The organism is Micromonospora sp. LOL_024, from assembly GCF_048060415.1.
Lineage (GTDB): Bacteria > Actinomycetota > Actinomycetes > Mycobacteriales > Micromonosporaceae > Micromonospora.
The window spans coordinates 1-26,186 of sequence record NZ_JBHMIS010000016.1; the positions used below are offsets into that span (position 1 = coordinate 1).

General features: G+C 69.6%; 31 protein-coding genes, 1 tRNA gene and 1 pseudogene. 19 read left to right on the top strand and 14 right to left on the bottom strand.

The genetic code is table 11. The features are described from left to right. The first annotated feature begins 172 nt into the window (after positions 1-172). The gene (locus tag ACFHWY_RS17335; RefSeq protein ID WP_416581347.1) at positions 173-1,549 is read left to right on the top strand and encodes a helix-turn-helix domain-containing protein; all 1,377 of its coding nucleotides are present in this window, start codon (positions 173-175) and stop codon (positions 1,547-1,549) included. On the opposite strand, the gene ACFHWY_RS17340 is transcribed toward ACFHWY_RS17335, so the two are convergent. Next, positions 1,546-2,109, bottom strand: a complete 564-nt coding sequence (locus ACFHWY_RS17340) for an NUDIX hydrolase (RefSeq protein WP_416581234.1) — start codon at positions 2,107-2,109, stop codon at positions 1,546-1,548. The genes ACFHWY_RS17335 and ACFHWY_RS17340 overlap by 4 nt on opposite strands. A 572-nt stretch (positions 2,110-2,681) precedes the next feature. Between ACFHWY_RS17340 and ACFHWY_RS17345 the strand changes: the two genes are divergently transcribed. From ACFHWY_RS17345 to ACFHWY_RS17360, 4 genes are all read left to right on the top strand, one after another. Beyond that, positions 2,682-3,614, top strand: a complete 933-nt coding sequence (locus ACFHWY_RS17345) for a hypothetical protein (RefSeq protein ID WP_416581235.1) — start codon at positions 2,682-2,684, stop codon at positions 3,612-3,614. Between the two features lie 136 nt (positions 3,615-3,750). Then, the gene (locus tag ACFHWY_RS17350) at positions 3,751-4,617 is read left to right on the top strand and encodes a hypothetical protein (RefSeq protein WP_416581236.1); all 867 of its coding nucleotides are present in this window, start codon (positions 3,751-3,753) and stop codon (positions 4,615-4,617) included. Then, on the top strand, positions 4,614-5,549 hold the full coding sequence (locus tag ACFHWY_RS17355) for a hypothetical protein (protein WP_416581237.1): 936 nt from the start codon (positions 4,614-4,616) through the stop codon (positions 5,547-5,549). Before ACFHWY_RS17350 ends, ACFHWY_RS17355 begins: the two co-directional genes overlap by 4 nt. Continuing rightward, on the top strand, positions 5,539-6,570 hold the full coding sequence (locus ACFHWY_RS17360; protein ID WP_416581238.1) for an FAD-dependent oxidoreductase: 1,032 nt from the start codon (positions 5,539-5,541) through the stop codon (positions 6,568-6,570). Before ACFHWY_RS17355 ends, ACFHWY_RS17360 begins: the two co-directional genes overlap by 11 nt. Positions 6,571-6,592: 22 nt before the next feature. Here ACFHWY_RS17360 and ACFHWY_RS17365 read toward each other — a convergent pair whose 3' ends face one another. From ACFHWY_RS17365 to ACFHWY_RS17375, 3 genes are all read right to left on the bottom strand, one after another. Further along, positions 6,593-7,612, bottom strand: coding sequence for a tryptophan--tRNA ligase (locus tag ACFHWY_RS17365; RefSeq protein ID WP_416581239.1), 1,020 nt, complete (start codon positions 7,610-7,612; stop codon positions 6,593-6,595). Positions 7,613-7,684: 72 nt separating this feature from the next. Next, positions 7,685-8,341 (bottom strand): HAD family hydrolase, encoded by a 657-nt coding sequence (locus ACFHWY_RS17370; RefSeq protein ID WP_416581240.1) that lies wholly within the window; start codon positions 8,339-8,341, stop codon positions 7,685-7,687. Positions 8,342-8,739: 398 nt separating this feature from the next. Further along, a complete protein-coding gene (locus ACFHWY_RS17375; protein WP_416581241.1) occupies positions 8,740-8,940 on the bottom strand; it encodes a hypothetical protein in 201 nt (66 codons plus the stop codon). Between the two features lie 167 nt (positions 8,941-9,107). Between ACFHWY_RS17375 and ACFHWY_RS17380 the strand changes: the two genes are divergently transcribed. From ACFHWY_RS17380 to ACFHWY_RS17430, 11 genes are all read left to right on the top strand, one after another. Next, positions 9,108-9,677 carry a hypothetical protein gene (locus ACFHWY_RS17380; RefSeq protein ID WP_416581242.1) on the top strand — a complete coding sequence of 190 codons (570 nt, stop codon included), beginning with the start codon at positions 9,108-9,110 and terminating at the stop codon, positions 9,675-9,677. After that, positions 9,677-9,841, top strand: a complete 165-nt coding sequence (locus tag ACFHWY_RS17385; protein ID WP_416581243.1) for a hypothetical protein — start codon at positions 9,677-9,679, stop codon at positions 9,839-9,841. The genes ACFHWY_RS17380 and ACFHWY_RS17385 overlap by 1 nt, the downstream gene beginning before the upstream one ends. Further along, positions 9,841-10,140: a hypothetical protein gene (locus tag ACFHWY_RS17390; RefSeq protein WP_416581244.1), complete on the top strand. Its 300-nt coding sequence runs from the start codon at positions 9,841-9,843 to the stop codon at positions 10,138-10,140. Before ACFHWY_RS17385 ends, ACFHWY_RS17390 begins: the two co-directional genes overlap by 1 nt. After that, on the top strand, positions 10,137-10,307 hold the full coding sequence (locus tag ACFHWY_RS17395) for a hypothetical protein (protein WP_416581245.1): 171 nt from the start codon (positions 10,137-10,139) through the stop codon (positions 10,305-10,307). The genes ACFHWY_RS17390 and ACFHWY_RS17395 overlap by 4 nt, the downstream gene beginning before the upstream one ends. Continuing rightward, positions 10,304-10,498 carry a hypothetical protein gene (locus tag ACFHWY_RS17400; protein WP_416581246.1) on the top strand — a complete coding sequence of 65 codons (195 nt, stop codon included), beginning with the start codon at positions 10,304-10,306 and terminating at the stop codon, positions 10,496-10,498. The genes ACFHWY_RS17395 and ACFHWY_RS17400 overlap by 4 nt, the downstream gene beginning before the upstream one ends. Beyond that, a complete protein-coding gene (locus ACFHWY_RS17405) occupies positions 10,495-11,388 on the top strand; it encodes a DUF2637 domain-containing protein (protein WP_416581247.1) in 894 nt (297 codons plus the stop codon). The genes ACFHWY_RS17400 and ACFHWY_RS17405 overlap by 4 nt, the downstream gene beginning before the upstream one ends. A 3-nt stretch (positions 11,389-11,391) precedes the next feature. Further along, positions 11,392-11,613: a hypothetical protein gene (locus ACFHWY_RS17410; RefSeq protein WP_416581248.1), complete on the top strand. Its 222-nt coding sequence runs from the start codon at positions 11,392-11,394 to the stop codon at positions 11,611-11,613. After that, on the top strand, positions 11,613-11,804 hold the full coding sequence (locus ACFHWY_RS17415; protein WP_416581249.1) for a hypothetical protein: 192 nt from the start codon (positions 11,613-11,615) through the stop codon (positions 11,802-11,804). The genes ACFHWY_RS17410 and ACFHWY_RS17415 overlap by 1 nt, the downstream gene beginning before the upstream one ends. Positions 11,805-11,806: 2 nt before the next feature. Continuing rightward, the gene (locus ACFHWY_RS17420) at positions 11,807-13,825 is read left to right on the top strand and encodes a cell division protein FtsK (protein WP_416581250.1); all 2,019 of its coding nucleotides are present in this window, start codon (positions 11,807-11,809) and stop codon (positions 13,823-13,825) included. Positions 13,826-13,967: 142 nt separating this feature from the next. Beyond that, positions 13,968-14,219: a hypothetical protein gene (locus tag ACFHWY_RS17425; protein WP_416581251.1), complete on the top strand. Its 252-nt coding sequence runs from the start codon at positions 13,968-13,970 to the stop codon at positions 14,217-14,219. A gap of 40 nt (positions 14,220-14,259) precedes the next feature. Continuing rightward, positions 14,260-14,631 (top strand): hypothetical protein, encoded by a 372-nt coding sequence (locus ACFHWY_RS17430; protein WP_416581252.1) that lies wholly within the window; start codon positions 14,260-14,262, stop codon positions 14,629-14,631. Between the two features lie 52 nt (positions 14,632-14,683). Here the strand turns inward: ACFHWY_RS17430 and ACFHWY_RS17435 are convergent, their stop codons facing one another. The 9 genes from ACFHWY_RS17435 to ACFHWY_RS17475 form a co-directional block, all read right to left on the bottom strand. Next, the gene (locus ACFHWY_RS17435; protein WP_416581253.1) at positions 14,684-16,648 is read right to left on the bottom strand and encodes a phage tail tape measure protein; all 1,965 of its coding nucleotides are present in this window, start codon (positions 16,646-16,648) and stop codon (positions 14,684-14,686) included. Next, positions 16,629-16,958 carry a hypothetical protein gene (locus tag ACFHWY_RS17440; RefSeq protein ID WP_416581254.1) on the bottom strand — a complete coding sequence of 110 codons (330 nt, stop codon included), beginning with the start codon at positions 16,956-16,958 and terminating at the stop codon, positions 16,629-16,631. Before ACFHWY_RS17440 ends, ACFHWY_RS17435 begins: the two co-directional genes overlap by 20 nt. 3 nt (positions 16,959-16,961) lie before the next feature. Then, on the bottom strand, positions 16,962-17,372 hold the full coding sequence (locus ACFHWY_RS17445) for a hypothetical protein (protein ID WP_416581255.1): 411 nt from the start codon (positions 17,370-17,372) through the stop codon (positions 16,962-16,964). Beyond that, positions 17,369-18,292, bottom strand: coding sequence for a hypothetical protein (locus ACFHWY_RS17450; protein WP_416581256.1), 924 nt, complete (start codon positions 18,290-18,292; stop codon positions 17,369-17,371). The genes ACFHWY_RS17445 and ACFHWY_RS17450 overlap by 4 nt, the downstream gene beginning before the upstream one ends. After that, positions 18,289-18,696, bottom strand: a complete 408-nt coding sequence (locus ACFHWY_RS17455; RefSeq protein WP_416581257.1) for a helix-turn-helix domain-containing protein — start codon at positions 18,694-18,696, stop codon at positions 18,289-18,291. Before ACFHWY_RS17455 ends, ACFHWY_RS17450 begins: the two co-directional genes overlap by 4 nt. A gap of 67 nt (positions 18,697-18,763) precedes the next feature. Further along, positions 18,764-21,508 (bottom strand): phage/plasmid primase, P4 family, encoded by a 2,745-nt coding sequence (locus ACFHWY_RS17460; RefSeq protein WP_416581258.1) that lies wholly within the window; start codon positions 21,506-21,508, stop codon positions 18,764-18,766. After that, positions 21,505-21,933: a hypothetical protein gene (locus ACFHWY_RS17465; protein WP_416581259.1), complete on the bottom strand. Its 429-nt coding sequence runs from the start codon at positions 21,931-21,933 to the stop codon at positions 21,505-21,507. Before ACFHWY_RS17465 ends, ACFHWY_RS17460 begins: the two co-directional genes overlap by 4 nt. Further along, positions 21,930-22,139 carry a hypothetical protein gene (locus tag ACFHWY_RS17470; RefSeq protein ID WP_416581260.1) on the bottom strand — a complete coding sequence of 70 codons (210 nt, stop codon included), beginning with the start codon at positions 22,137-22,139 and terminating at the stop codon, positions 21,930-21,932. The genes ACFHWY_RS17465 and ACFHWY_RS17470 overlap by 4 nt, the downstream gene beginning before the upstream one ends. A gap of 75 nt (positions 22,140-22,214) precedes the next feature. After that, a complete protein-coding gene (locus ACFHWY_RS17475) occupies positions 22,215-22,469 on the bottom strand; it encodes a hypothetical protein (RefSeq protein ID WP_416581261.1) in 255 nt (84 codons plus the stop codon). Positions 22,470-22,722: 253 nt separating this feature from the next. Between ACFHWY_RS17475 and ACFHWY_RS17480 the strand changes: the two genes are divergently transcribed. Beyond that, on the top strand, positions 22,723-23,253 hold the full coding sequence (locus tag ACFHWY_RS17480; RefSeq protein ID WP_416581262.1) for a hypothetical protein: 531 nt from the start codon (positions 22,723-22,725) through the stop codon (positions 23,251-23,253). Continuing rightward, positions 23,250-24,362 (top strand): annotated as a pseudogene (locus ACFHWY_RS17485) (tyrosine-type recombinase/integrase); the annotation flags it as partial. The gene ACFHWY_RS17480 and the pseudogene ACFHWY_RS17485, both read left to right, overlap by 4 nt. 194 nt (positions 24,363-24,556) lie before the next feature. Here the strand turns inward: ACFHWY_RS17485 and ACFHWY_RS17490 are convergent. Next, positions 24,557-24,632: transfer RNA gene (locus tag ACFHWY_RS17490), tRNA-Lys, on the bottom strand. A gap of 185 nt (positions 24,633-24,817) precedes the next feature. Between ACFHWY_RS17490 and ACFHWY_RS17495 the strand changes: the two genes are divergently transcribed. Next, positions 24,818-26,071, top strand: coding sequence for an Ig-like domain-containing protein (locus ACFHWY_RS17495; RefSeq protein WP_416581263.1), 1,254 nt, complete (start codon positions 24,818-24,820; stop codon positions 26,069-26,071). Positions 26,072-26,186 lie beyond the last annotated feature (115 nt).

Below are 26,186 nucleotides of genomic sequence, written 5' to 3' on the forward strand. Positions count from 1 at the left end.
ACGAGCCCGGAATATTCACACTCGCCCAGAAACGGACCTAATCCTCCGAACCATCCTCTGATAGCTGGTGGGTCTCATGGTCCTACGATTGCGATCCAGTACTGTCAAGCCACGTGTTTGCTTCGGCAGGACCAATCGGCCAATCGTGACCTCATTCCGAGGAGAGCGTGCCATGCCGCGACAGCTCGTTGTCGTCGATCCGGCCTTCGGGCCGCGCTTGAGGTCGCTACGCGAGGAGCGAGGCCTGTCGCTTCGCCGGCTCGGACATCTGGTCCACTGCTCGCACGGATACCTCTGGGATCTCGAGGCCGGCGGCAAGCGGCCCAGCGCGTCCGTGGTGGCGCTGCTCGACACGGCGCTCGGTGCCAACGGCGAGTTGTCCGCCCTGGTGAGGGAAGTGTCGGCTGACAGCGGCGAACTGGTCCCCGGTCCCGCTGAGCCGGGCCCCGACGCGGCGGTGGGATTAGACTTCCCGCAGGACTGGCGACACGGCGCGGAGGTCGCGGCAGAGCTGTGGCGGGGAGATATGCAACGGCGAGATCTCCTGATGGGTGCGGGATTCAACGCGGCGGCGTTCCTGACGCCGGCGCTCCGCTGGCTGACCGCTCGACTCGAAGAGGAGCCTGTCGGCCACGGTGACAGCCTCGTTGGTGAACCTCACGTCGAGACGATTCGGCATATCTCCGGCGTCTACCGGTCGCTCGACAACCGTTATGGTGGCGGCCACGTCCGTGACGGGTTGGTCCGGTTCCTTGATACCGAGGTGGCTCCGCTCCTGCGTGGTCGGTACGACGCCCGCACCGGTATCGCGCTGTACTCGGCGGCGGCCGAGGCCACCCAGCTCGCGGGCTGGGCCTCGTACGATGCTGGGCTGAACGGCTTGGCGCAGCGGTACATGGTCCAGGCGCTACGGCTCGCCACAGCCGCAGGCGATCGCCCGCTGGGCGCTGAGATCCTGGCGGCGATGAGTCACCAGGCGGCCTACTTGGGGGCGTCGGCAGAGGCGGTCGATTTGGCGCGTGCCGCAGGTCGCACGGCGGCCGAGTCCGGGATGGCTGCGATCCAGGCGGAATCCGCAGTGCTGGAGGCGCAGGGCCACGCCGTGGGCGGTGACGAGGCGGCGTGTACGGCAGCGCTCGACCGCGCTGAACGCGCCTTCGACCGCGCGGAGAACACGAGCAACCCACAGTGGATCGGCTACTTCGACGAAGCGTATCTCTCGGCCAAGTTCGGCCACTGCTTCGCCGCGCTCGGCCAAGGCAAGCTCGCGGCCCGGTTCGCGGTGCGGTCGTTGGAGATGGACGGCAGCGCCTATGCCCGCGGCAAGCAGTTCAACCTGGCATTGTTGGCGCTTGCGCACGTGCAGTCCGGTGAGCCGGAGCAAGCCGGCGCGGTGGGGGTGCAGGCAGCACAAGCCGCTGAGAGTCTGAGCTCCGAACGGGCGCACGCATACCTCGCCACTCTCGCGGACCGCCTCACGCCGTACGCCGGGCTGCCGATGGTGCAGGAGTTCTCCGCGCGCGTACGGCCGATACTCCAAGCTGCCTAGATTCGCCCTGTCGCTTTGGCCAGCAGCACGGCGAGCAGGCCGGCGACAGACCCCGCACCGACGATCTCCCCGGCGTGGATTCGTCGCTCTACTTCGGCCAGCGGGACCCAGCCGATTCGCGCGGTCTCGTTGATGTCAGGCACGGTGCCCGTGGGGTCGGCCCCTCGGGACAGGTAGATGATGTTCTGCTGGTCGATGGTGCCGACCATGGGCTGGAAGCCCAGCAGCGGCTCCATGGTCCTGGGCCGCCAGCCGGTCTCCTCCTCGACCTCCCGCGCCGCACAGACGACTGGGTCCTCGTCGTGGTCAAGGTAGCCGCCCGGCAGCTCCCAGACCCACCGGTCGATGATGAACCGGTGCCGCCACATCATCAGCACGCGGTCGGCCTCGTCCAGCACGATCACCATCGCGGCGGACGGCACCCTGAGTACGTACTGCTCGAACCGGACGCCGTCGGGTAGTTCGACATCGGCGACGCTCAGCACGGCACGCCTAGTGTCGTCGATGACCCGCTCGTCGTGGATGGTCCACTCACTTGCCTGCCGAGCACCGGTACTCATATGCCGCACCCTATCGCCGCTTCGCTGGCCCCCGCGCGCCATGGGTGCCCGGTGTCGGCTGACACCGGCTGACGGAGAACCACTTCAGCTGATCTATCGGCGCGACCAACCTGTTCATCGAGGGATGCGAACGGCGAGCCGTTGAGTCCCGGTGACGGCGACGGCAGGCGACGTCGATGGAAGCGACGCGCACGACGTGCCCGCCACACCACCCATTGAACAAATGACCTTGGAGGAACCGTGGCGACGTATCTCGGCGGCGGGCAGCTGGAGGAGGCGCAGGCCGTCCTGACGCAGCATGTGGTGTCGTGCGCCGATGGGAGGTGTCTGGCCTGCGGAACGCTCGGACCGTGCGCGGCGCACGAACGGGCGGCGTGGGTGTTCAGCCTGTCTGCACACCTGCCTCGGCGTACGCCTGGAGCGTCTCGTCCTGAGCTGTCCGGTGCCCGCACGGCTGGCTCGACGCGCTCGTGGTGGACCAAATGAGCGCCCCGTCTCTTGCCGCGCCGTCTGACAGATGGTCCGCCGATCAGCTGCACGCGTTTCTTCGGGACGAATCACCATCGGCGAACGTGCAATGGCGGCGGTGGTGCGCCGACCTGCTCCGCGCCGACCGCCTCGGCCCGGCGGAGCTGTCCGAGTGGTGGACGGTGATCACGCAGTTCGACCCAGCGCTCGCCAACTACGCCAGCCGGCCGGTCGACGTGCCCGAGGGCACTGTCGTCGTTGCCGGCAGCGGAAAGGAGCAGTACAAGACCTTCAACGTCAGCACTGCGGCCGGGATCCTCGCCGCCGCTGCCGGGACCCGCGTCGTCAAGGGAATCTCGCGATCGGTATCCGCAGTCTCCGGAGCCGCCGACGTCCTGGATCTCCTCGGCATAAGACCGGTCGGCCAGCCAACGGACATTCCTGAAGTGCTGGAGCGTTACGGCATCGCTTACGTCGGCTACCCGGTCTTTTGCCCGCGCTACGCAGATCGGTACGACGACGTCTTCGACACCCTGAATCCGGCAAGTTTCTTCATGCCAGTCGCCGCTCTCTGCGTCCGCGCGAGCAGCTACCTACTCGGCCTGGCGCACCGCGACGTCACGCTCGCGGCCGCAGCGCTACAGAGGATCAGGCCAGAGCTCGCCCTCGGCGTCGTCACCTGCACGGAGCTGTCCCCCGGCGAGACCGTCGACGAGTACGCCGGCGTCGGTCAGGCGCGGCTGGCCCGTCTCACCGACGGGCTCATCACCTGCGGCATCCACCAGGGCGCTGAGCCGACGTCCTCATGGCGTCAGGCCGTCGCGCACCAACCCACACACGCCGGGAACGCCGCGCTCGTCACCGCTGCGCTCGCCCCTGGAGACGACACGGCCGCGACCATGCTGGTCGAGCTGAACGCCGCGCTCGTCGTGGGAGCGAGCGGAGTCGACATCGACGAAGCGAGCGCCCGGGTTCGTCACGCTCGCCGCTCCGGCAACGCCATGCGGCTGCTGACCATGCTCACCGATCTCAGGTAGGAAACCAGACATGCCACCAGCGTCAATAGATTCGCGATCGGCCGAGGTCTTGGCCGAACAACTCGGACCAACCGCAGCCCGATTCGCCCACGCCGACAACGCGCTCACGGTCCTGGACCCCTACAAGCGCCAGTCGATGTCTGTCGTGACCGGCTTCGGCCCCACGAACGCACCGACCGCCGGCACCCTGTCGGTCATGCTCGGCATCATCGAGCTGCAACGCCGACTCGGCGCGCCGATGACAGTCGTCATCTCGGACCTCGGCGCATGGAACTCCCGCAACGTGCCATGGCAGACGCTGGTCCAGGTCAGGGATCAGATGTTCGCGTTCCTCGTCGCGATCGGCCTGAATCCGGACGCGGCCGAACTGCGGTCTCACCTCGACCACGCCAACCTGGTCCGCGCCGGGCGGGTGGCCCGCTACCTCTCTCGGGCCGACTTCCAGGAACACCGGGAAAGCCTGTTGGAGCTGTACGCCGACCACGGGCTGCTCGGCAGTGAGACTGGAGTGGTCGTCGACTCGCTGTACACGGTCGCCGACATTCTCGGCCCTTTCGAGGGCGGCGCAGGTGACGTCCTCATGGTCTCCGGCGTGGAGGAGTCCTACTTCACCGACCTGGCCCGGCTGGTGCTGCGCCGGCAGGCCGGCGCCGGCGATTTGAGTCTCGGTTGGCAGGGCCGGATCGGCGCCCTGTACTTCCGGGTCCTTGAAGGACTGGCCGGCTACCCGAAGATGTCGAAGAGCATCCCGGCGTCGAGCATCCATCTGAACATGACTCCGGCCGAGATCACCGACCGGGTGATGCGCGACGACGAGGCCAGCCAGGCGCCGCTGCTGTCGGCCATCGAGCTGAGCAGCGGCTGGGACGCTACGGACATCACCCGCGCCCGTGAGGCGTTCGCCGATCGGCTTCTCCGGCCAGGCCCCTGGCGCCAGGCACGCCGAGAGTACTGCCGCTCCTTCACCCAGTTCGCCGAGACCTGGCAGTGGTGCACTCGATGAGCCCACTCCTCGTCCTGCTCGGTGCGTCCGGACGCCTTGGTCGTGCCATTGCGCCGCTGGCCGTCGCAGCCGGTTTCACCGTCGTCGCCGTCGCGCGAAGCCGCCCAGCGGACCAGGCATCCGCCGACGCGCGAAGCCGCCCAGCGGACCAGGCATCCGCCGACGCGCATTGGATCATCGCGGATCTGACGGTTGCCGAGCACCGCGCCCGCGTTGCCGTCACGACGGCCATCCTTGCCGCCTCTCGTGGTCGGGTCTGCGTCGTAGACAGCGTTCTCGACCGCAGCGGGGTGCAGTCGATGCGACGCAGCGTGCACGGCGCGACCGAAACCGTGTTGCACCTGCGCGATCAACTTCTCGCCAGCGGTCGGGAGATCACGCTGATCGCCGCGAGCACGACGGCGGTGCTGGCACCTGGTCTGTACCAGACGCCGTACGGGCTCGCGAAACGCCGACAGGTCGTCAGATACGCCCGATCCGGCATCCCCGGCATGGCGTTGCTGCTACCACAACTGACGCCACAGCCGGTGGACGAACCGACGCCTCCACCGGTCTGGCCCTTCGACCAGGCAGCCCAAAAGATCGTCGCAGCAGCGGCGACGACACCGGTCCGACCTGACCTCGCCATGCTGGTGCCGGTCGTCCCAGACCCAGCGATCAATGCCGAAGCCAGCCTCATCTCCGTCGCTGGCTCGACGATCCTGGCCCATCTGCGCAGCCTTCTGCTGGACCGCGACTCGATGCAGGCCCACCGGGCTGCGGCCCGCGGCCGGCTGCGCCTCTGGCCCCGACGCATCCGACTCCGCGTCGACCACCATGTCGCACCGCGTGAGCTGGTACGCCGATTCGCCGACCGCCATCGCATCGCCGTCATCGATGAACGGTCCGAGGCAACTGCATCAAAGGGGAACGAGGCGGCGCGTGTCAGATGACACCCTTGACGCTCTCATCGTCGGATCAGGACTCTGCGGTCTGGCCATCGCCGCAACGGCGGCACGTCGTGGTCTGCGGGTGCGGTGCGTCGGCGACGGGCAGGCTGGGGCGTCGCTCGCAAACCTCGGACAGTTGCATTCGGGTGCCGTCTACGCCCCGGTGCTGCCCTCGCTCAGCGAGGCCTGCTGGCGGGAGCGGAGCCGCTGGTACGACCTGACCCGGCCCGTACGGATCGGAGCCGCCACCGGACTGGCACTGTTCCACTCGGCCGACGCCGTCGACCGGTATCTGAAGGCCTGGAACCGAATCGGCATCACCGCCTCGGAAGCGGCTCCCGTGGCCAGCGGCTCTCTTCCCCCACCGGCCGCAGCCTTCCGCATCCCGGATTACAGCGTGAACCTGCCCGCACTGCACACCAGCCTCGTCGCGTTGGCTCACACCGCAGGCGTACCGCCGGTACTGCGACGGGAGGTCACCCTACGTCGAGATCCGGCCAGTTGCCTCGTCTCCATCGCACAGAACGCACCGCGTGCCGCCCCACGGGCACGCATGCTGGTCCTGGCAGCCGGCGCCGGTACACCGCGACTGTTGGCCCGAGCCGGGATCCGGCACACGCTCCGCACCCGGCGTATCGCCTGGGGACGGCAGGCCGGCACCCGCGTACCGAGCTTGACCTACTGGCTGGACGGCGACCTCCTCGCCCTCAGTCCAGATCTCGGGGGCACCCGTGTTGGCCTGCCCGCAGTCGACGGCCAGTATGGACCGGCCGAGGAAGAACATGCCCGGCTACAGACCGCCCTCCACCTGCGCGGAGTTCAACGGCCCGACCGTGACCTCAGCCTGCTGTGGGGCACCGTGTGCGAGCCGGCCAGCCCGCAGGCCGACCCATCGAGCCTGGTCGTCGATCTCAGGAAACCACCAACCGGCTGGACCCCAGCGGCCAACCTGCTGGTCGCGCTGCCCGGCAAATGGACGACCACCTGGCACTGCGCCGATCAGGTAGTCGACGCACTCGTTTGACGGCGAGGCACGCTGTCAGCGCCTACCCGATGCCGACGGCGTCGCGCACCCGCTCCAGCAACGGTCGGGTCTGCTTACGTGCCTTGTCCGCGCCGTGCGCGAGGAGGTCGTCCAGTTCGCTGCCAGGTGCCATCAGCGCCTCGTAGCGCTCCCGCAGCGGCGCGAACTGGGCATTCAACGCGTCGGTGAGCTGGGCCTTCACCTCGCCCCAACCCATCCCACCGGCCATCAGCCGGGCTCGGGTCTCGGCAACGACGTCCGCCTCGCCGAACCGCTCCAGCAGCGTGAAGACCGCAGCCGAGTCGGGATCCTTCGGCTCCTCGAGCGGCACGCTGTCAGTCGGGATCCGCCGGATCATCTTGCGCAGACCGGCTTCGGACTCGAACAGCGGGATCGTGTTGCCGTAGGACTTGCTCATCTTCCGTCCGTCGACGCCGGGCAGGGTCTGCGCCGAGCCCTCATCCGGTATGACGGCAGCTGGGATCTTCAGCCTGAATCGATCGCCGTAGACGGCGTTGAAGGCACCGGCGATGTCAGCTGCGTACTCGACGTGCTGGACCTGGTCACGGCCAACCGGCACCACATCGGCGTCCATGATGAGAATGTCGACCGCCATCAGCATCGGGTAGTTGAACAGGCCCATGTTCACACCCGCGTCCAGATCCTCCTTGCCGGCCGCACGGTTACGGTCGCGCGCCGCCTTGTACGCGTGCGCCCGGTTCATCAGCCCCTTACCGGTCAGGCAGGACAGCACCCAGGTCAGCTCAGGGATCTCCCGGATGTCCGACTGGCGATAGAAGGTGGTGCGGTCCGGATCGAGTCCGGCCGCGAGCCACGTCGCGGCCACCGAACGGGTGTAGCGCCGCAACAGATCACGGTCACGGATCGTCGTCAGCGCGTGTAGGTCCGCGATGAAGTACAGAGACTCATAGTCATCGACCAACTTCAGTGCGGGAAGGATCGCGCCAATGTAGTTGCCCAGATGCGGTTCACCGGTCGGCTTGATACCAGTCAGCGAAACCTTACGCGCCGTCGACCCCATAGGTAGGACATTACCGCGCGGCCACGTCGATCTTCTGACCGCACCCGGCGCTCGGAACACATCTGGAATCGGTCAGCCGCCGGTCACCAGCCCAAGCAACGGCGGAAGGTCATCCATTTTGTGGAACACCTCGGTGGAGCCCGTCCGAGATCCGTCCGGGGCGTACCGCAGAACCTGCATCCCTGCAGCGAGGCCGGCTGCAACGCCGGCCTCGCTGTCCTCGACCACCACGCACCGTTCAGGCTGTACACCCATCCGGGACGCCGCCAGCAGAAACAGATCAGGGGCCGGCTTGCCTCGGGCGACCTGCGAGGCAGTAAAGATCCGCCCGTCGAAGTATCTCGCCAGGCCACTCGCACTCAGCGTCAAGTCGACCTTGGCTGGCCGGCCGTTCGACGCCACGCAGAACGGGACCCTGAGCCGTTCAAGCAGCTGAGCGACGCCCGGCACCGGCCGGACCTGGGCCCGCAACGCGGCATCAACCGCAGCGGTGAGCCCGTCGAACCAGCCCGTTGGCACCTCGCCATCGAGACGGTCCGCGATTCGCTGCGCCGCCACCTCCTGCGCCAGCCCCACGAACTCCCGAGCGCACTCCTCATCGGTGATCCGGACACCGAGGTCTCGCATCCACTCGGTGAGCACCCGGGCAACGATCGGCTCGCTGTCCACCAGCACCCCGTCGCAGTCGAAGATGACGAGCTCGGGCGATGCGGCGATTCCAGGGCTCACCTTCATCACTATCCCAGCCCGGCATCCGCCCGTTCGACGAGCCCGGCGGCGGGTCGGGATGGAACGTCCCGTCAATGCCGCTGCTGTCCCGCCAGCGGTCGACCGGTCCAACGGCTCCCGATCGCCCGGCGAGCACCGAGCCAGCGGTACGGTGTACGACAAAGGCCCCAACCGGGCGGGAAACGCCTGGTCGGGGCCTTGGTGTCTGGTACGCCGCGTAGGACTTGAACCTACAACCCGCGGATTAAGAGTCGGCTATCGGATGTGCCGGACGGTGCCGAGTGATCCCGGTCGTGACTGTTCTGGCTGCTCGTACGCGGGGTGCTGTGCCGGCCCGTACCGGCCTGAATGTGATCACTTCGGCGCGTCCGTGCTCACTTTGTGACCAGTCAGGGCCGCTACTCCCCCGGTTCGATCCCGGCCGCCCGGCAGATGCGGCGTACCTGCTCGCGGGTGTAGCCGGTCACCTTGACGATCTCGGCCTGGCGCGTGCCATCGCGGGCGGCCTCCACGATCGCGTCAGCCAATTCGGGCCGAGCTTTGTCGAGCGCGTCCTTTGCTCGGCGGTACGCCTTGGCGGCCTGCTCCAGTCTCGTCACGGGGCGATGGTCGCACACATGACGTTGCCAATCAACGTGGCCACCATGGTTGACGTACGCCACATACGTAGGCCACACTCAGTGGCGTAGTACCGGCATCAACAAGCCGGCCCCCGGCAGCGTTCGCAGCGCTAACCGAGGGCCTTGATCGCCCCAGGAGGCGACCCATGGCTATTTCAGCACACGCACCCGTACCGTCGGAGCGGCGTCTCCACGACGCCCCCACCGCCGACCTGACCGCCATCCCCCGGCCCCGCCCGGCTGACGCCCGGTTCCCGGTCCTCAACTCCGGCGGCACGCAGCTGCTCGACGGCACCGAGGACCGGGCCCTGTGGGCGGCCGTGCCCGCCGCCAACCTGCACGCCAACTGCCCGGCCTGGTGCCCGCGTGACTGCACGCCGCTCGTCACCGCGCTGCTCCCGGTAGGGGTCGACCCGAACACGCTGGACGCCGACGAGTACTTCGACCGGTGCCGGATGCACGAACGTTTCGTCGGCAAGACCGCCGCCGTTGACTACGAGCTCGGCGACAAGGCGATGCTCGCCGCGGTGGAGATGCAGCGCTTCGACGACCCCGATGGGAAGGTCATCGAGGTCGCGTCGGTGTCGTTGGCGGTGATGGCACAGAAGCCGACGTACGGCGACGTGCACACGCGGGTCCGGCTGACGCCGGAGCAGGCCGAGGAGCTCGGTAAGGCTCTGCTGTCGGCGGCTCTGCTGGCCCAGGCCGACCGCTGATGGCCGGCTTCATCAACCGCCTGGTGGCGCGCACCGTGCTGGTGTGCGCCGCCCTGGCGGCCCTCGCCGCCATGCAGAACCACCACAACGAGCCGTGCACCGGTGAGCAGGTCGGCGCGGCCGGCATGTGCGTGTCGACGACCTGGGCCGGGGGTGCCCGCTGATGGCCCGCTACTGCCCGCCGTGGTGCGTGCCCACCCACCACGACCACACCCTCAACGTGCACCAGTCCGCACCGGTCGAGATCTCCACCCCGGCCGAGCGGTTCTTCCTGCACTTGCAGGCGTCCGACGGGCGCCTGCCGGTGCTGCTGCTCACGCACTTCGCCGAGCCGATGGACGCCTCTGATGTGCCCACCTTCGACCCCGACAACCTGCTGCTGCTGCGGCTGCCGGTGGCCGCCGAGCTGGCCGTCGCGATCGTCGCCCTGATCGCCCGTGACCTGCCCGGAGGTGCCCAGTGAAGTACGTACTGCTGATCCTCGCCGGTGGCACCGGAACGCCCCTGGCCGCCCTCGCCGTCGCCCGCCGCCTGGTGGAGGGCCACGCCGACGCCACCGCCGCGACCATCCGCCGGCAGCACGCCCGGCCGGCCCCGACCGTCGACCGTCCGAGGGAGTTGACCCGGTGAGCGCCGCGCGGCTCAAGTTCGCCATCGACGACATGGCCGGCCGGTACGCCGAAGCGTGCGTGGTCCGCGCGCGCGTCCAGCCCGGTACCGACGCCCACGCGGCGGCGTGCCGCCGGACCCGCCGCCAGTACCGGGCGCTGATGCGCCTCACCAGCGCCCTCGCCGAGCTAGCCGTTGGAGGTACCCGATGACCGCCCCGACGATCAACAACGTGAAGTACCCGCAGCCCGTCGACGAGCTGCTGCCGGCCGCCCGCAAGCTGGCCGAAGACCTGGGCGAGGTGCCCAGCCGGAACCGGCTGATGCGGCAGTTCCGGATCGGTGCCCCGAAGGCCGAGGAACTGCGTTCGCTGCTGGCCCAGCAGGCCGATGCGCCGCCGGTCGAGCCGGTGACGGACCCGTGGCAGTACGCCCAGCCGATCGGCCCGGTGCCGGCCGGCAGCGACCCGGAGCCCGGTCCTGAGTCCGGCGACGACGCCCGGCCGGACCCGGGTACGGACGAGTCCGACGAGCAGCCGAAGCGGTCCCGGCGGTGGTTCCGCCGCCGCCAGCGGCCCGAACGGTCGCCGCAGGCCACCGATGCCGGTCACCCGGGTACGCCGATCCCGGCCGAGCCGGTCCCGACGGTCACCCCGGCGCGCGTCGAGCAGCCCCCGCCGGACCGGGCCGAGCTGCGCTCACTCAAGCGGGTGCGGTGGGCGGTGCGGGGCGTGCTCGCCCTCGGTGTGGCCGCATCCATCGCGGGCAACGTGCTCCACGCCCGAGACGAACTGATCTCGCAGATCATCTCCGCGTGGTCGCCGCTGGCGCTGCTGCTCACCATCGAACTGATCTCCCGGGTTCCGGTGCACACCCGTCACCTGGCGGTCGGTCGTTGGGCCGCTACGGCGCTGATCGCCGGCATCGCCGCGTGGGTCAGCTACTGGCACATGGCGGCGGTGGCGGCCCGGTACGGCGAGACGAACGGGTCGCAGTACCTGCTGCCGCTGTCCGTCGACGGCCTCGTGGTCGTCGCCTCCATCTGCCTCGTCGAGCTGGGCGGCCGGATTGCCGCAGCGAACAAGGAAGCGAAGGTGAGCTGACCCATGGGCCTGTTCAAGAAGAACCCCGCCGATGTGCCGCCAGCTGACGGGCACAAGATGCGCGGCGGCTGCTCGTCGTGTGACATGCGCGGTCCGAAGCGCGACACGTTCAACATGGCCAACAAGGACGCCGTCGACCACGCCAAGCGGATGCACGGCGGCAAGTTCGAGGGCGGCTACATCGAGGGCGTCGAGGGCGGCTACATCGAGGGCGTCGAGGGCTGATGGCCGAGACGGACTGCACCGTGTGCCCCGAGCTGCTCACGCGGCTCGGGGCTACGGCCGGTGGCCTTCACGCCCTGGCCGACCTCATCGACAACGAGATCGCCGCACCCACCCAGGCGTGGCGTGACCTGCTCCCGGCCCTCTCCCTGAGGGCCCGCAACCTGGCCGCACAGGCTGAGGGGAGGTACTGACCATGACCACGTTGCCCATGGAGTACGACGACGAACGGCACATCGTGCACGCCGAGCAGCTGGGCGGGCCCGTCGATCCGCCCGACCGCAAGGCCACGTTCGCCGATGTGGTGGCCCGGGACGAGCAGACCCGGCCGATCGTCCCGGCGGTGCTGCGGTCACCGGAGGGGCGTCGGGCGTTGGTCGCCTGGTCGGCCCGCTACGGCCGCAACCGGGCCCTGTATCACGCGACCCGCTCCCCGAAGTACGCCGTCAAGGTGGCCGCCTATGCGCCGCGTGGTGTGTGGCGTGCCGGGGCGGCGGTGACGTGGTGGGCGGTCGGCGGCCGGGACAACTTCCACCTGCGGCAGGCGGCGGCCAACAAGAACGACCCGCACACCTGGCAGGCCCTCAACCGCACCCGGGCGAAGGAATCCAACGCCCGCTGGTGGATCGTCGGCGTCGCCGCGGTGCTGCTGCTGGTGCTGCTCGTCGGCGTCGAGGTGGCTGGGATGCCGCCGGTCGGCTGGTACTGCGTCGTTGCCGCCCTAGTGCTGGTCGCCGCCCGGTACGGCCGGCCGGCCGACAAGCCGATCGTGGACCGGACCAGCACCGGGCAGAAGTTCACCAAGCTGACCGCCGAGATGGTCCGCCGTGCCGTCGTCGCCCTGGGCGTCGGCGTGAAGGAACCCGGGCAGGTCACGTTCCCGCCGCCGGGCATCCACAAGGACGGGCCGGGCTGGTTGGCGCGGTTCAACCTGCCCGGCGCGATCGTGGCCACGTCTTTGCTGGAGAAGCGCGACAACCTCGCCGCCGCCCTGCGTCTCCCGGTGGATCAGGTGTGGCCGGAGGTCGGCCCCGACCACCCGGGACAGGTGGACCTGTGGGTCGGGTATCAGCCGTCGAGCAAGATGGGCCAACCTCGGTGGGTGCTGTCCACCGACACCGCGCGGACCAGCATCTTCGAGCCGCAGCCGTTCGCTACCGACGCCCGGCAACGCCCCCTGTCGACGGTGCTGTTCGCCCGGAACTTCCTGATCGGCGGGCAGCCCGGCTCCGGCAAGTCGTACGCGGCCCGCACCCTGCTCACCATCGCCATGCTCGACCCGACCGTCGAGCTCAAGGTGGCAGAGTTCAAGGGCGTCGGTGACTTCCTCGACGTCGGGCCACTGTGCTCCGACTACGTCGTTGGTGTCGATGATGAGGCGTTCGAGGCCGGAAGCGACATCATCGGCTGGGCGCTGGCCGAGTGCGAGCGGCGCGGTAAGCGGATCCTGGAGGCCAAGAAGCGCGGCGAGGCACCCGAAGGGAAGATCACCCCGGAGTTGGCCGGTCGGAAGGGGTCCGGGCTGCACCCGGTGTTCATCCTGCTCGACGAGGTCCACGAACTGTTCGCGGCCGTGCCCGGCGCTGCCGCCGCGTGCGAGCGGGCCATCAAGCGCGGCCGAGCGCTCGGGATCACGTTCTGCCTGGCCACACAGATTCCCGACAAGGACAGCCTGCCGCCGAACATCACCCGCTGCATCAGCACCCGGTGGTGCCTGTCCGTGCTCGGCCAGGTCGAGAACGACATGATCCTCGGTACGGGGGCGTACAAGCGCGGGTTCACCGGCACCGTGTACCGGCCCGGGGTCGATGCCGGGTGGGGCGTCATGGTCGGTGTCGACAAGCCCGGTAGCGCCCGATCGTTCTTCCCCACCCCGGAGGTGACCGCGGCGATCGTGGCCCGTGCCGGGCAGCTGCGCGGCCGGACGGTCATCGGTGAGGGTGTCGAGCGGGTCGAGGCACGCGACATGCTCGCCGACGCGCGGGCCGTACTCCGGCCGGGTGAGTCGGGCCTGCCGTGGGCGGTGCTCGCGGAGCGGCTCGCCGGGCAGTGGCCGGAGATGTACGCCGGGATCACCGCCGAGATGGTCCGTGAGTCGCTGTCCCGGTACGGCGTCGACAGCCAGGACGTGAAGGTCGCCGGGAAGAACATCAAGGGCGCCCGACGCACCGCCCTGGACGCGGCCCAGCAGCGTCGGGAGATCGAAGCCGGATAGGTCGCGGGGCCGGTCGCGGCAGCCAGCCCAGTCGCGGATCCGCGACCGTCGCCGCGACCGGCCCCCACCAGCACAAACCCCTGATAGTCGCGGGTCGCGGCACCCCCGCCAGCAGCCCGAAAAACCCGCCAGGAGGCACCCTGTGAGAGGCACCCTCACCGCGACCGGCCTGATCCTCGCCGTGCTGGCCGTCTACGCCGGCTCGTGCATCCTGCGGCCCTTCCGGGACTGCGCGCTGTGCGACGGACGCGGCCACCACCGGGCCAAGTCCAACCGGAAACTGTCCCGGCCGTGCTGGTGGTGCAAGGGCACCGGCAAGCGGCTCCGCTACGGCCGCCGACTGTGGCGCCGCGCCCGCCGGGTACACCGCGCCGCCGGCCGTCCTGTCGCCTGAGTGACACCCCGCCGGCCCGGCCCGCCGGTACGGTGCCCCGATGACCCGACCCTCCCGCATCCTCGCCCTGGCCGCCGCCGGGATACTCGCGTTGACCAGCTGCGCCGACACGTCGACCGGCGTGACGCCCACCATCACCTACAGCCCTCCCGCCCTGCCCGCGTGTGCCGACGTGTTCCAACCCGGCGAGACCATCGACCAGGAGCAGGCCGCCGCCGGCTGTGTCGACCCGGACGGCGGGCAGCAGATGGTCGGTGCGCACCGCTGCGACGACGGCCGGCACCTGTGGCAGGTCGACGCCTCCACCGGCGCGAAAGCCGGATGGGGGTTCGGTGGCGGGAAGTACCGGGCGTCGAAGGACGCGGCCAACGATCCGGCGTACAGCAAGGCCTACGAGGACTGTGCCGGGTAGCGCTACGGCCCGCCAGGGGCGATCCTGGCGGGCCCGTACGTGGTGTGTCGGGTCATCCGTCGAGCAGCTTGACGATGCCGCCCGAGGTCATCTGCGCCTGATTCCGCAGCAGCAGAATAAGGTCCCGCCCCCGGACCCTGAACTCACCCGTCAACCGAAGACGCTGCTCCCCGGCCGGCGCCGCCTCGCCCGCGAGGGGCTGCACGGTGGCCCCCCGGCCGAGGTGCACCAACTCGGGTCCGGCCTCGCCGACGATCGCCATGCCGGAGCCGAGGATGTGACCGCCCGCGGCGAGCATCGGCAGGTTCGGGGTGTTCAGGGTGACCGACGGGATCCCGACGCCCATGACCGAACCGCCGCCGATCGTGAAGGACAGGTTGTTCCACCGGCCGATGATCCAGTTGATCGCGTTCTTGAAGCCGGACTTTAGTGGATCGAACATCGAGCGCAGCTTGCCGCGGATCCGGCCGGGCAGGGCAGTCATGTACGCGCTGAATGCGATCGCCTTGTCGATGATCCACTGTAGGGCGTCGCGGCCCAGGTTCCCGACCTTGCGCCACGTGCCGGAGAACAGCGACCACCACGCCTTGGCCCCGTCGACCAGCAGGCCAATCAGCCACGACCAGCCGCCCACGATCCAGTTGATCGCCCACTCGACGACGGCTTTCCCGGCCGTCCACACGGCAGACCAGACCGTCTGGAAGAACTGGGTCTGCGTGGCCAGGTAGATGATGCCGGCGACCAGGGCGAGCACCCCGACCACGATCCACGTGATCGGCGACGTCCACAGCGCCAGGTTCAGCACCGTCTGCACGACCGCCCACACCTTCATCACGCCGACGATCACCGCGATCGCGCCGGCGAGCACCCCGAGTCCGGTCGCCAGCGGACCCACCCAGCCACTGTTTTTCGACAGCCACCCGAACGTGGCTTCGATCATCGGGATCGCGTCGGCAAGCCGGGTCACCAACGCCATCTGGATCTGCCGGCCGAACTGCGACAGCTTCTGACTCGCCGAGCCGCCCAGGTCGTCGGCGGCCCCCTGGGCTGCCCCCGACACGTCACCCAGGCCGTCACCGACACCGTGCAGCGACTGGAGGAACGCGGGAATGTCGGCCTTGTTGAGGTCCTCCAGCGGCGTGCCGAACAGGTCGAGGGCCAGCTGCGCCTGCTTCGCCGGATCCTTCACCCCGAGCAGCGCGGCCACCGTCTTCTCGAACGCGCCGCGTGCCCGGTCGCCGCCGGCCAGAAGGTCGTTCTGCATGTTCCGGGCGTTCAGGCCGAGGGACTTCAGGGCGTCGGCGGGTGCCCCGTCCAGCTCGGTCGCCAGGATCGAGAATTCCTTGATGGCGTCGCCGGTCTTGTCCATGCCCCACGTGCCCTTGTCGGCCCCTTGGGCGAGCAGCGCGAACGCCTGTTCACCGGAGAAGCCGAGGGAGCGGAAGAACTGGCCGTACTCGGCGCCAACCTCCTGGATGTCGCCGACCATGGCGGTCGGCACCTTCCGGGACGCGGCGGTGAGCAGGTCCAGGGCGTGTGTGCCGTCGCGTGCGATCCCCGACTTAACCAGCGTGGAGGCGGTCGAGACGGCGCTGGCCACGTCGGTGCCCCACACGTCGGCGTACGCCTGCGCCTTGATGGTGAGGTCTTGCAGGGCGGCGGAATCACCGGACGGCACCAGGTTGGCTTGGGCGACCGCGCGGACGGCGTCCATGGCGGCGGCGGCGGACTCGCCGAAGCCCTGCCCGTACACCTGGCCGGCGACCTTGCCGAGCTGCGCGGCCAGGGCGGGGTCGCCGATCTGCGCGGACAGCTTCGCGCGGGCCTTGTCGAGGTCCATCGCTCCGGCGAGCCCGGCGCCGATGCCGGCGGCCATGGCGGCACCGATCACCGGCGCGTACTGGCGGGCCTTCTGCCCGGCCTGCCGGAGCTTCTGCTCGGCGGCCTTGACGCCCCGCTCCAGGTGGGTGTTGTCGGCTCGCAGGAAGGCGGTCAGTTCACCGAGCCGGAGCGCCATGGCGGGCACCGTCCTTCCCGTTCTGCCAGGCGGCCAGCTCGGCGGCGAGCGGGGTGTCGTGGGCCGGGCAGTCGGCCTTGTGCAGGGTCGGCATGTCGGCCTGGCCCTGCTCGGCGGCGGCGTCCTGTACCGCGGTCGGAGCGGGCCGACGGGCGCCGCACGGGCACCTGCCCAGGGCGGCGGTCACCCGGCGGCAGCGGAGGCCCTCACGGAACGCTGGGGAGGCGTCGGCGGGAATGACGGGCACCTCGACGGCGGCCGGGCGGCCGGCGACCGTGGTGACGAGTCGTTCCATGGCGAGCTGCCGCACCGGTCAGCCCTGCCCCGGGGCGGACCCGTCGAGCAGGGCGGAGAACCGGCCCGCCTGGTGGGCGTCGGCAATCTGCTCCGTGCTCATCGCCGCGACATGCTCGTTGCCGAGTTGCCCGGCGGCGGGCACACCAGCGCCGGGCGGCGGCGAGCCGGCCATCAGGGCGTGAAGGTTCCCGGCCTGGTGGGCGTCGGCAATCTGCTCCGGACTGGCGGTCTTCAACCAGTCGTCGCCGTACTGCACCGGGGCGAGCGTGGTCGGGGCGGCCTCAGGAGCAGCCCCAGGGCCGGCCGCCGGTGGCGGCAGGGTGACGCCCTCCTGGGCGGCCCACGCGGCACGCTGCGCGTACATCACCGGGTTGTCGACAACGGCCTGAACGGCGGCGGCGACACGCGGGTCGAGGGGGGTGGTCACTGGCCCCACGCTTCCTTCCGGGAAATCTCGATCAGCTCACCGGCGTCGATCTGCCGCTGATACGGGTTCTCGCCGTAGCTGGCGGCCTGGCCCTCGATGAGCGGCCCGCCGAGCTTCTTCCGGGCGGCGAGGGCCTGCTCGTCGAGGGCGATCACGCCGCCGCCGGTCTTGCTGCGGAAGAACCGCAGGCCCGGATCCGGTTCCGGCTCCAACTCGTCGAGCTTGCGGACCGTGTCGTACAGGCCCGTGGGTCGGGTCGGCCGGAAGTCCGGGAACTGGATCCGGTCGTTGTGTGCCGGGTCGGCGGCGAACTGGATCGAGTGGATCAGGTGCTGCACCCACCGTTTCGGGTTGACCGCTTCCAGGCTGCGGCGACGCACGATCACCTTCGAACCGCGGTAGCCGATGTGGGCCTGCGAGGCAGGCGGCACCAGCGGGTTGGTGTGCTCCAGGTTGCCGAGGGTGACCATCCTGCGGCGCCAGTCGGCCACCCGGGTGTTGTGGTCGTTGGCCATGGCAACGACGTCGGTGAGGGCCTGCTCGGCAACCTTCAGCTTCTCGGTGAGCCGGTCGGCGAGGCCCGGCGCGTACGCCTCCATCTCGGCGCGAATCTGCCCGCATTCGCGTAGCCAGGCGGCGTGCTGGGCCTTGGCGGCTTTCTTCGCGGTGTGCTGGGCGCGGAGCCGCGCGAACCGGCCGAGCTTGTCGGCCTGCTCGATCTGCTCGGCGGTGACCGTGTCGTCTCCGTCAACGACACGCCTCTCCAGGGCGTCGACGAGGGCGGCGGCTTCCTTGGCTTCCCGTTCGGCCAGGGTGACCGCGTCGGGGGCGACCGGTTCGACGGTGAGGGCCTCCTCCACGGTGGTGGGCCAGGCCGAGTTGGCGTCGTACGGCTTCACGCCGGGGTCGGTGGTGGTCATGGGCCCTCCGTGCGGTGGCGGTGGCGGTCGAGGCTCGGCCGGTCGATGAGCCAGGCCGGGCCGATCCGGCGGGCAATCACGACACCGGACCGGCACAGCCGGCGCACGTACTCGGCGGAGCAACCCATGAGGGTCGCGGCCTCGTGTGTGCTGATCTCCACCATCGGGGTTGTGGCCGTGGGGGTTCCGGGGCCGGAACTGGTGGTGTCGTGGCGGACGGCGGCCTCGTGGAGGGCCTGGAGGACGGCGACCGCCCGGCCGGACACGGCGAGGCCGTCGCGGCGGGCCCTGGCGGTGAGGTCGCGTACCGCGGCGGCGAGCAGTTCGCCGGCTACGTCGGCGGGCACGATCACGGACCCGTCGGGCAGCTCGACGGGTCCGGCAGGGTGGTGCAGGCCGCTCAACCGTGGCCAATCCAGCGGATTTGGTATCCGCTGAGCGGCACGTTTGCGCAGGTAGCGGGCAGGGTGGTCACGGCGTGGTCACCTCTCCGGACGGCATCCGCTCGCCGAGACGGGCCTTCAACGCGTCCAGTTGCGCCCTCATACGCGGCAACCGGCGAGCCACCTCAGCCGCCGCCCGCCGGCTCCTACCCGACGACTCACCGGCCGCCACCGTCGCTTGCCGCACCAGCTCGGCCACCGTCACCGCGATGTCCACACCGGCCTGCCGGGCAGCCGGGTCACTGTCACGGGCCAGCTTCGACAAGGCGGCACCCAACGCCCGGTTCGCGGCGAGCAGCTCGTCACGGTGCTCGTAGCCGGCACCACGACCAGACCGCCGGACAGGCACCGTGCCGTATGCATCCACGCCTGCGCCCGTGCGCGAGGAACCGGGGCCGGGGCCGCCGGTCATCGGGCGGAGGACGGTACGCAGCGGGCGCACACGCCGTACTGGTAGACCAGTGGACCGAGCTGCACCATGGCCGGGTGGATGCCGTCGCCGCCGGCCAGGTCGGCGCACTGGTGGCCGCAGGCGTCGCAGGTCCGTTCCTGTGCGGAACCGCGGGGCAGCGCGAACAGGCGTACGCACGGCAGGCAGGTGACCAGGCCGGGCTTCCACGCGGCGGCGAGCACCGGTTGGGGGCGGCTTGGGTCGGGGTTGTGGGCGCATGTGCGGCCAGCACCGGTTGCCCAGGTGGTGAGGGCGTCGAGGACGCTCACGCGTAGCCAGTCGGGCAGATCGGCCGGGTCGGTGGCGCGTGCGGGGCCAGCGTGCAGAATGCGGGCGCTGGCCGCCATGACGGTGGCAGCGTGGCCGGCGGCAGCGTCGACCTGGTCGATGAGGTCGACCGGGCTGAGGGCGCGGAGCTTCGCGGCCAGCTCGGGATAGCGCGGGTGCGTCATGAGGGCGTCGAGGGCCAGTGTGGGTGTCATCGGGTGGTCCCTTCGGTCTGGGCGCGTAGGGCGTGGCAGTCGGGGCAGTCGGGGTGTCGGGTCCGCTGCCGATCCACCAGTGGTGGGGGGTGGCCGGTGGCGCGGCGAGTTCGTCGACGAGTTCCCGGAGTGCTTCGTCACTGCGGGGCGCAGCACCGTGGACCGCACGGTGGGCCGCAGTGGGCCGCGAATCGGCCGATGTGGCACCCGCGTGTTTGCCCTGGCCAACCGGGGTGTGGTCCGCTTGGGCCGCGATGGACCTAGCTTTTTCCGATTCTTGGCTCAACCGGATACCTACGTAGGTCGGTTGGCGGCTGTCGCCATCACGGGGGCGGAAGCGACGCACACCGGGGACGACTGCCCGGAGGTTGCGGCCGAACGCCTGCTTGGTGCCGGGCTTGTCGCGGCCGTTCTCCTGGCCCCATTCCTTCCAGGCGTCCCAGAGCTCATCGACCGGGATCTCGTACATGGGGCCGGTCTCGCACACCTCGCGGACGAACGCGGACATGGGTGAGGCCTGGTCCATCATGGCCATGATCGCCTCGCGGGACGATTCCGGTTCGGTGATGCGGTTGGTGGCCCTGATGCGCTCCAGGCCGTCGAGAGCCCAGTTGAGGATGCCGGGCAGCTCGGCGTTGAGGTCGCGACCGAGGTTGACGTCTTCCGAGCCGAGCCACGAGTTGGCCAGCACGAGCGTGACGAACCGGGTAGCGATGGCACCGGATGAGTCGCCGAAGCTGGGCAGCTCGTTGGACAGGATCACCAGCCGGGTCGGTAGCTGGCCGGTCCACGCGTCGCGGTTCTTCCGGTCGACGGTGAGCGTGTCCTCACCGCTGATGGTCAGCAGCCGCTCGACCACCTGGTGACTGTCCTTCCCGGCCAGCCGGGCGTCAGAGATGATCGCCAGCGGCTTGCCGAGCAGCGGCGCGAGCCCGAAGTTCGTGTTTAGGCTCGCCAGGGTCGGCCCGGCCATGCTGCCCTTGCCGACCAGTGCGGTGAGGATCCGGGCGATGGTTCCCTTGCCGCCGCGAGGCGGGCCGACGACGAGCAGGATCTTGTGCAGGTCGGTCCGGCCGGACAGGACGTAGCCGAAGAACTCCTGTAGCGCCGACACCGAGTCGGGGTCATCGGGCCACAGCTCGGCGAGGAACTTCAGCCAGCGTTGCGGGGTCGGCGCATCCGGGTCGTAATCGAACGGCACCGACACGAGGTTGAAGAACTCCGGCGTGTGTGGACGCAGTTCGCGGGTGGCGATGTTCAGCAACCCGTTCGCGGTAGAGATGTAGTTTCCAGATTTACTAGGTCCAGTTAGGTCCAATGCGGTCCACGACCCGTTTGAGCTGGGAAAACTTGCGCCCAAGATCAACGTATCTTCGCGGCCCATCGCGGCCCTCTTCGCGGCCCACATCGGCGGCTGGACGGTGTCGGAGAGGTAAGTGGCCGCACTCAGTGCCGCGGTCACGTCGCTGATCCGCCGGGAGTTGGGACGCCACGGCTTCACCTTCGGCGGGTCCACGTTCACGTCGAGGTACGTCGCGTACTCCAGGTGACCCCACACCCAGGATCCGACCGCACCCTGCTCAGTCTCGGCCCACGCAGGGCCGAGCCACACCATCCATCCGCCACGCCACCGCCGGATCGTGAGGACCCCGTCGACCTGGCGGTCGATCAGGAGCCGCCGGGCTACCGGCAGCGGCTCGTACGGTGCCGGGTACAGCGTGGTGTCTTCGTCATCTGGCGGCGGCTCGTCTGCGGTGACGCCGACTTCCTCGGCCGCGTCGACCCAGCCGCCGGCTGCCTCGATCCGGTCGAGGAAGTCGTCGCCGGTCACATCGGTCACGCTGCTGCTCCGATCGGGCTGCTGTCGTCGGGGTATCGGTGCTTGTCGCCGGGCAGGCGCACGCAGTGGCACGGGGCCGGCTCGCCGATCCGCGCCAGGTAGTCCGGCACGGCGTCGATGACCTGCCCGGCACCGAGCCGCAACCCACCGCCGCCGGGTACGGCCACCGCCGGCCATTCGGAATCGTCGAAGCGCAGCGGCGCCGCCGGAGTGCGGCCGGGCAGGGAGGCCATGCGTTCGGCTACCTGCTGCTCGTAGGTCTTGCGGGCGAGCGGCTTCCATGTGGCTTCCGTCTCGGCCAGTTCGGCGCGTTCGTACGCCCGGCCCTGCGCGAAGGCCAGCAGGGCGGCGAGCTCGACCAGCTCGTCGACGCGGGCGGGGCAGCCGCCGGGCGGGCAGAAGCCGGCCGCCGGGAGCCGGGTCACCGCTTGCCGCCCTGGATGAGTCGCAGCTGCGGCTTGCGCCACTGCGGCGCGGGTGGGGCGATCAGGCGCAGCGCCAGGCCGAGCAGTTCCCCGACGGGTTGCGGGTCGGTGTCGCGGTGTTCGGCGCACCGGTCGTCGGGGGTGCATCCGCCCCACGCGCGGCATCCGTGTGCCCCGGGGCTTGCGGTGAGTCGTACGGTGTTCATGCCGGGATTCGTCCTCTCGGCGTTGTGGTGGCGGTGGCTCCGGTGTGCTGGCCGGGGCCTCGCTCATGTCAGTGGTCAGGCGGCGACCGGCTCGGCCGGCTTCGCCGTCATGGGGTCGAGGCCCAGGGATCGCAGGAGATCGGCGCGGGTCACCCGATAGGCGTTGCCGATCTTCAAGACACGGCATGGGAACTCGCCCCGCTTGGCCAGCTCGTATCCGAGGGTCCGACCGATGCCGTGGGCGCGGCACGCCGGCATCAGGTCGAAAGAGACGGGCAGGTCTACCAGTTCGTTGAGCGTCATCGCGCGTCGCATCTTTTGTTCCGCCATGGCGAATTCTGCCTCCTGTTTGCGGTGCGGCAGATCAAAGCATGGACCGACACGCGGCGGGTTGTCAACGCACAGCGCGGGACGATAACGTGCCGCTGTGGAACAAACAGAGGGATGGTCGCAGCGAGTAGCTGCACACGTCGGACGCCGTGTTGCCTACTACCGGGCGGGACGCGGTCCCGGCGGGCGGAAGCTCAGCACTCAGGCTCTAGCCGACCGCACCCGCGACCTCGGGCACCCGCTTGACCGCTCGGTGATCGCCAAACTCGAAGGCGGACAGCGGCAGTCGATCAGCGTTCCGGAGTTGGTCGTCCTCGCTCGGGCGCTCGAAGTGCCGCCGATCGAGCTGCTGTACCCGCTCGGCCAGGAACCGCAGGTGGAGGCTCTACCTGGTCGCAACGCCGCCACGGATGAGGCTCTGCTCTGGTTCGCTGGTCGACACGATCTCTTCCGGGAAGAGACGGCGACTCGATTCGGTCATGGGCGCCAGGACCCGGAGAGCGGACTCCACGAGTGGTACGAGACCAGCTATGACGACGCGGCGTACCCGGTGCACCGGTACAACGAGCACTATGACCTGGTGTGGGAATGGCAGCAGGCGGTTGCCAAGGCCCGCCAGCGAATGCCGGAGGCAGCGTCTCTGGACTCTCCCGCATTCCGCAACGAGGTCGCCCACCTCCGCGAGAACGTCGAGCGGGTGCTGCGGAGCATCCGTGACGACATGCGTCGACGTGGCGTGGCTGTCCTGCCCGACCTACCACCGGAACTGGAGCACTTGCGATGAAGGGCAGTGTCTACAAGCGGTGCCCGTGTGGCGTCACCGGCGGTGGCGGGAAGCGTTCACCAGCGTGCAAGAAGGATCACGGCACCTGGTACTACGTCGCCGACCTCGACCCCGGTGCGAACGGCCGGCGGCGCCAGGAACGCCGCGGCGGGTACCGCGACCGCAGCGAGGCGGAGCAGGCCCTCGCCGCCGTCCTGAAAGGTCTCGCGGACGGGACGTACGCCCACGACGAGCGCAAGACGGTCGGCGCGTTCCTCGATGAGTGGATCGCCGCCAAGGTGGCCGACGGACTGCGGGTCACCACCGCCCGCTCGTACCGGCAGCACATCGGCGACTACATCCGGCCCCACCTCGGGCACCTGCGGCTGCGTGACCTGCGCACCGGGCACGTCTCGGCGATGCTGCGGAAGGTCGCCGAGGGTCGGCCCGGTCCGGCGACGGTGCGGCGGGTGCACGCGACGCTGCGGTCGGCGTTGACCAGCGCGGTACGGCAGCAGCTCATCGCGTTCAACGTGGCCGTCAACGTCGACCTGCCGACCGCGCCACGGCCGAAGGTGCGTCCGTGGGAGCCGGCCGAGCTGGGCCGCTTCCTCGACCACGCCACCACCGACGCCCGGCTGGGCGCCCTGTTCGAGCTGGTCGCCGCGACCGGCCTGCGGCGAGGCGAGGCGGCCGGGCTGCGCTGGGATGACGTCGACCTGGCCGCCGGCGTGCTGACCGTTCGGCAGCAACTCGTCCAGATCAACCTGCCCGACGACCATCTGCCGGCCTGCCCGTACTGCCCGGAGCGGCACCGCGGCGTCATGTTCGGGCCGGTGAAGACGGCCAGCGGTGAGGATCGCCGGGTCGAGCTGGACATCATGACGCTCGGGGTGCTGCTCGCCCACCAGCTGCACCAGCAGACCGAGCGGGAGGAGTGGGGCATCGCGTACCTGGATCACGGCCTGGTGTTCGCCCGGGAGAACGGCACGCCGTTGGCGCTCGACGCGGTGACGAAGCGGTTCCGTGAGCTGGCGAAGGAGGCCGGCGTCCGGCGGGTACGGCTGCACGACCTTCGGCACGGTGCGGCGTCGCTGCGCCTGGCGTCCGGTGCCGACATCGCGGTGGTGTCGAAGGTGCTGGGGCACTCCTCGGTGTCGATCACGTCGGACACCTACTCGCACCTGTTGGAGGGAGTCGGCCGGGCGGCGGCGGAGAAGGCGTCCGCGCTGGTGCCCAGAAACCGACGTGACCAGTCGGTGACCAGGAACGCGAAAACCGCTGCTCCGGATCACTCCGAAACAGCGGTTTCAGCAGGTAATGGTGGTGCGCCGCCAGGGACTCGAACCCCGAACCCGCGGATTAAGAGTCCGCTGCTCTGCCAGTTGAGCTAGCGGCGCTCGTTGGCAACGGGGAGAACATTAGCACGCACTCCGAATGGGGCTCCAATCCGATCCTAGGGTCGTCCCTTCGGACGAGCTTTCCAGACATTTCGTGTGAACACCTCACAAGGCATGGGACGGGTTCATGCCGGACGGCCCTATACGGCACGATGTCCGCCAGGTGGGCAACGACAGGGGTGGGGATGGGCAGGTTCACGCGGGCCGGGGTGTTGGTGGGCACTCTGGGTCTGGTGGCGTCGCTGGCATTGTCGGGCTGTGGTGCGGATCCGGTGGCCGCCGAGTTCGTGCCCGGGGAGACGCCGGGGGCGACCGAAACGTCGACACCGGGTACACCTGGGACGCCGAGCGGGCCGCCGTTGGCGGTGAGTCCGGCCGACGGGTCGAAGAGTCGGCCGGTCAGCGTGGAGATTGCCGCGAAGCTGCCGGACGGCGGGGAGGTGACGCAGGTCAAGCTGACCACCGCGGACGGCGCGGAGGTCAAGGGAGCGCTGCGCAGGGATGGCTCCTCATGGGTGCCCTCGGCCCCGCTGAAGTGGTCCACCCGCTACGTCGCCACGGTCACCGCGAGCCAGCCTGACGGCACAGTCAGCGAGGGCGCTAGCACGTTCACCACGATGGCCAAGCCAGGCTCCATGATCAACTCCGGGCTCTACCTTTTTGACGACCGGACGTACGGGGTGGCGATGCCGGTGGTGGCGGAGTTCCACCCGGGCATCCCGGAGAAGGACCGCGCCAAGGTGCAGAAGCGGATGTTCGTGCAGACGGACCCGCCGCAGCCGGGTGCCTGGCACTGGGTGGGCAACGGCACGCAGGCGTACTACCGGGCGCCGGAGTACTGGAAGCCGGGCACCATGCTTTCTGTACGCATCGCGCTGGCCGGCATCCCGCTGAGCAACGGCCGGTACGGCAACGTCGACCGCACCACCACCGCCAAGATCGGGTCCGCCTTCGAGATGAAGGTGGCCAACTCCGACAAGCAGATGCGGGTGTACGAGAACGGGAAGCTGGTTCGCACCCTGCCGGTGAGCCTGGGCAAGAAGAAGACTCCCTCGTCCAGCGGCACTCTGGTGGTGATGGAGAAGAAGGAGTCGACCGTGTTCGACACTATGGACGACCCCGACCCGGATAACCGGTACGTCACCGACATCGACTTCGCTCAGCGGATCACGTGGGGCGGCGAGTACATCCACGCGGCACCCTGGTCGGAGCACGTCCAGGGGCGGCAGAATGTTTCCCACGGCTGTGTGAACGTCTCCATGGCGGACGCCCGCTGGCTCTTCCAACGCACGAAGATCGGTGATCCCATCACCATCACCGGCACCGAACGTAAGCTGGCTGCCGGTAACGGTTGGACGGCGTGGAACCTGAGCTGGTCGGATTTCGTCAAGGGCAGCGCGTTGCCAGTTCCGGAAGGTGGCGCTGGTCCGAGCCTCTGACCGGTCGGGTTTTGTCACTATCCGGACATCCCGCTCCACGTGTTTCGGTTCACCTTCCGCAACTGGTACGTGAACTGGTGCGTCTGTGATGTGGACGGGCAGCGGACCAGGACTG

What these genes read in the sequence shown, in the direction of transcription:
- ACFHWY_RS17335 (WP_416581347.1), top strand. Translation starts at nt 173, where the DNA reads ATGCCGCGACAGCTCGTTGTCGTCGATCCGGCCTTCGGGCCGCGCTTG.
- ACFHWY_RS17340 (WP_416581234.1), bottom strand. Translation starts at nt 2,109, where the DNA reads ATGAGTACCGGTGCTCGGCAGGCAAGTGAGTGGACCATCCACGACGAG.
- ACFHWY_RS17350 (WP_416581236.1), top strand. Translation starts at nt 3,751, where the DNA reads ATGTCTGTCGTGACCGGCTTCGGCCCCACGAACGCACCGACCGCCGGC.
- ACFHWY_RS17355 (WP_416581237.1), top strand. Translation starts at nt 4,614, where the DNA reads ATGAGCCCACTCCTCGTCCTGCTCGGTGCGTCCGGACGCCTTGGTCGT.
- ACFHWY_RS17365 (WP_416581239.1), bottom strand. Translation starts at nt 7,612, where the DNA reads ATGGGGTCGACGGCGCGTAAGGTTTCGCTGACTGGTATCAAGCCGACC.
- ACFHWY_RS17380 (WP_416581242.1), top strand. Translation starts at nt 9,108, where the DNA reads ATGGCTATTTCAGCACACGCACCCGTACCGTCGGAGCGGCGTCTCCAC.
- ACFHWY_RS17385 (WP_416581243.1), top strand. Translation starts at nt 9,677, where the DNA reads ATGGCCGGCTTCATCAACCGCCTGGTGGCGCGCACCGTGCTGGTGTGC.
- ACFHWY_RS17390 (WP_416581244.1), top strand. Translation starts at nt 9,841, where the DNA reads ATGGCCCGCTACTGCCCGCCGTGGTGCGTGCCCACCCACCACGACCAC.
- ACFHWY_RS17405 (WP_416581247.1), top strand. Translation starts at nt 10,495, where the DNA reads ATGACCGCCCCGACGATCAACAACGTGAAGTACCCGCAGCCCGTCGAC.
- ACFHWY_RS17410 (WP_416581248.1), top strand. Translation starts at nt 11,392, where the DNA reads ATGGGCCTGTTCAAGAAGAACCCCGCCGATGTGCCGCCAGCTGACGGG.
- ACFHWY_RS17415 (WP_416581249.1), top strand. Translation starts at nt 11,613, where the DNA reads ATGGCCGAGACGGACTGCACCGTGTGCCCCGAGCTGCTCACGCGGCTC.
- ACFHWY_RS17420 (WP_416581250.1), top strand. Translation starts at nt 11,807, where the DNA reads ATGACCACGTTGCCCATGGAGTACGACGACGAACGGCACATCGTGCAC.
- ACFHWY_RS17430 (WP_416581252.1), top strand. Translation starts at nt 14,260, where the DNA reads ATGACCCGACCCTCCCGCATCCTCGCCCTGGCCGCCGCCGGGATACTC.
- ACFHWY_RS17435 (WP_416581253.1), bottom strand. Translation starts at nt 16,648, where the DNA reads ATGGCGCTCCGGCTCGGTGAACTGACCGCCTTCCTGCGAGCCGACAAC.
- ACFHWY_RS17450 (WP_416581256.1), bottom strand. Translation starts at nt 18,292, where the DNA reads ATGACCACCACCGACCCCGGCGTGAAGCCGTACGACGCCAACTCGGCC.
- ACFHWY_RS17470 (WP_416581260.1), bottom strand. Translation starts at nt 22,139, where the DNA reads ATGAACACCGTACGACTCACCGCAAGCCCCGGGGCACACGGATGCCGC.
- ACFHWY_RS17475 (WP_416581261.1), bottom strand. Translation starts at nt 22,469, where the DNA reads ATGGCGGAACAAAAGATGCGACGCGCGATGACGCTCAACGAACTGGTA.
- ACFHWY_RS17495 (WP_416581263.1), top strand. Translation starts at nt 24,818, where the DNA reads ATGGGCAGGTTCACGCGGGCCGGGGTGTTGGTGGGCACTCTGGGTCTG.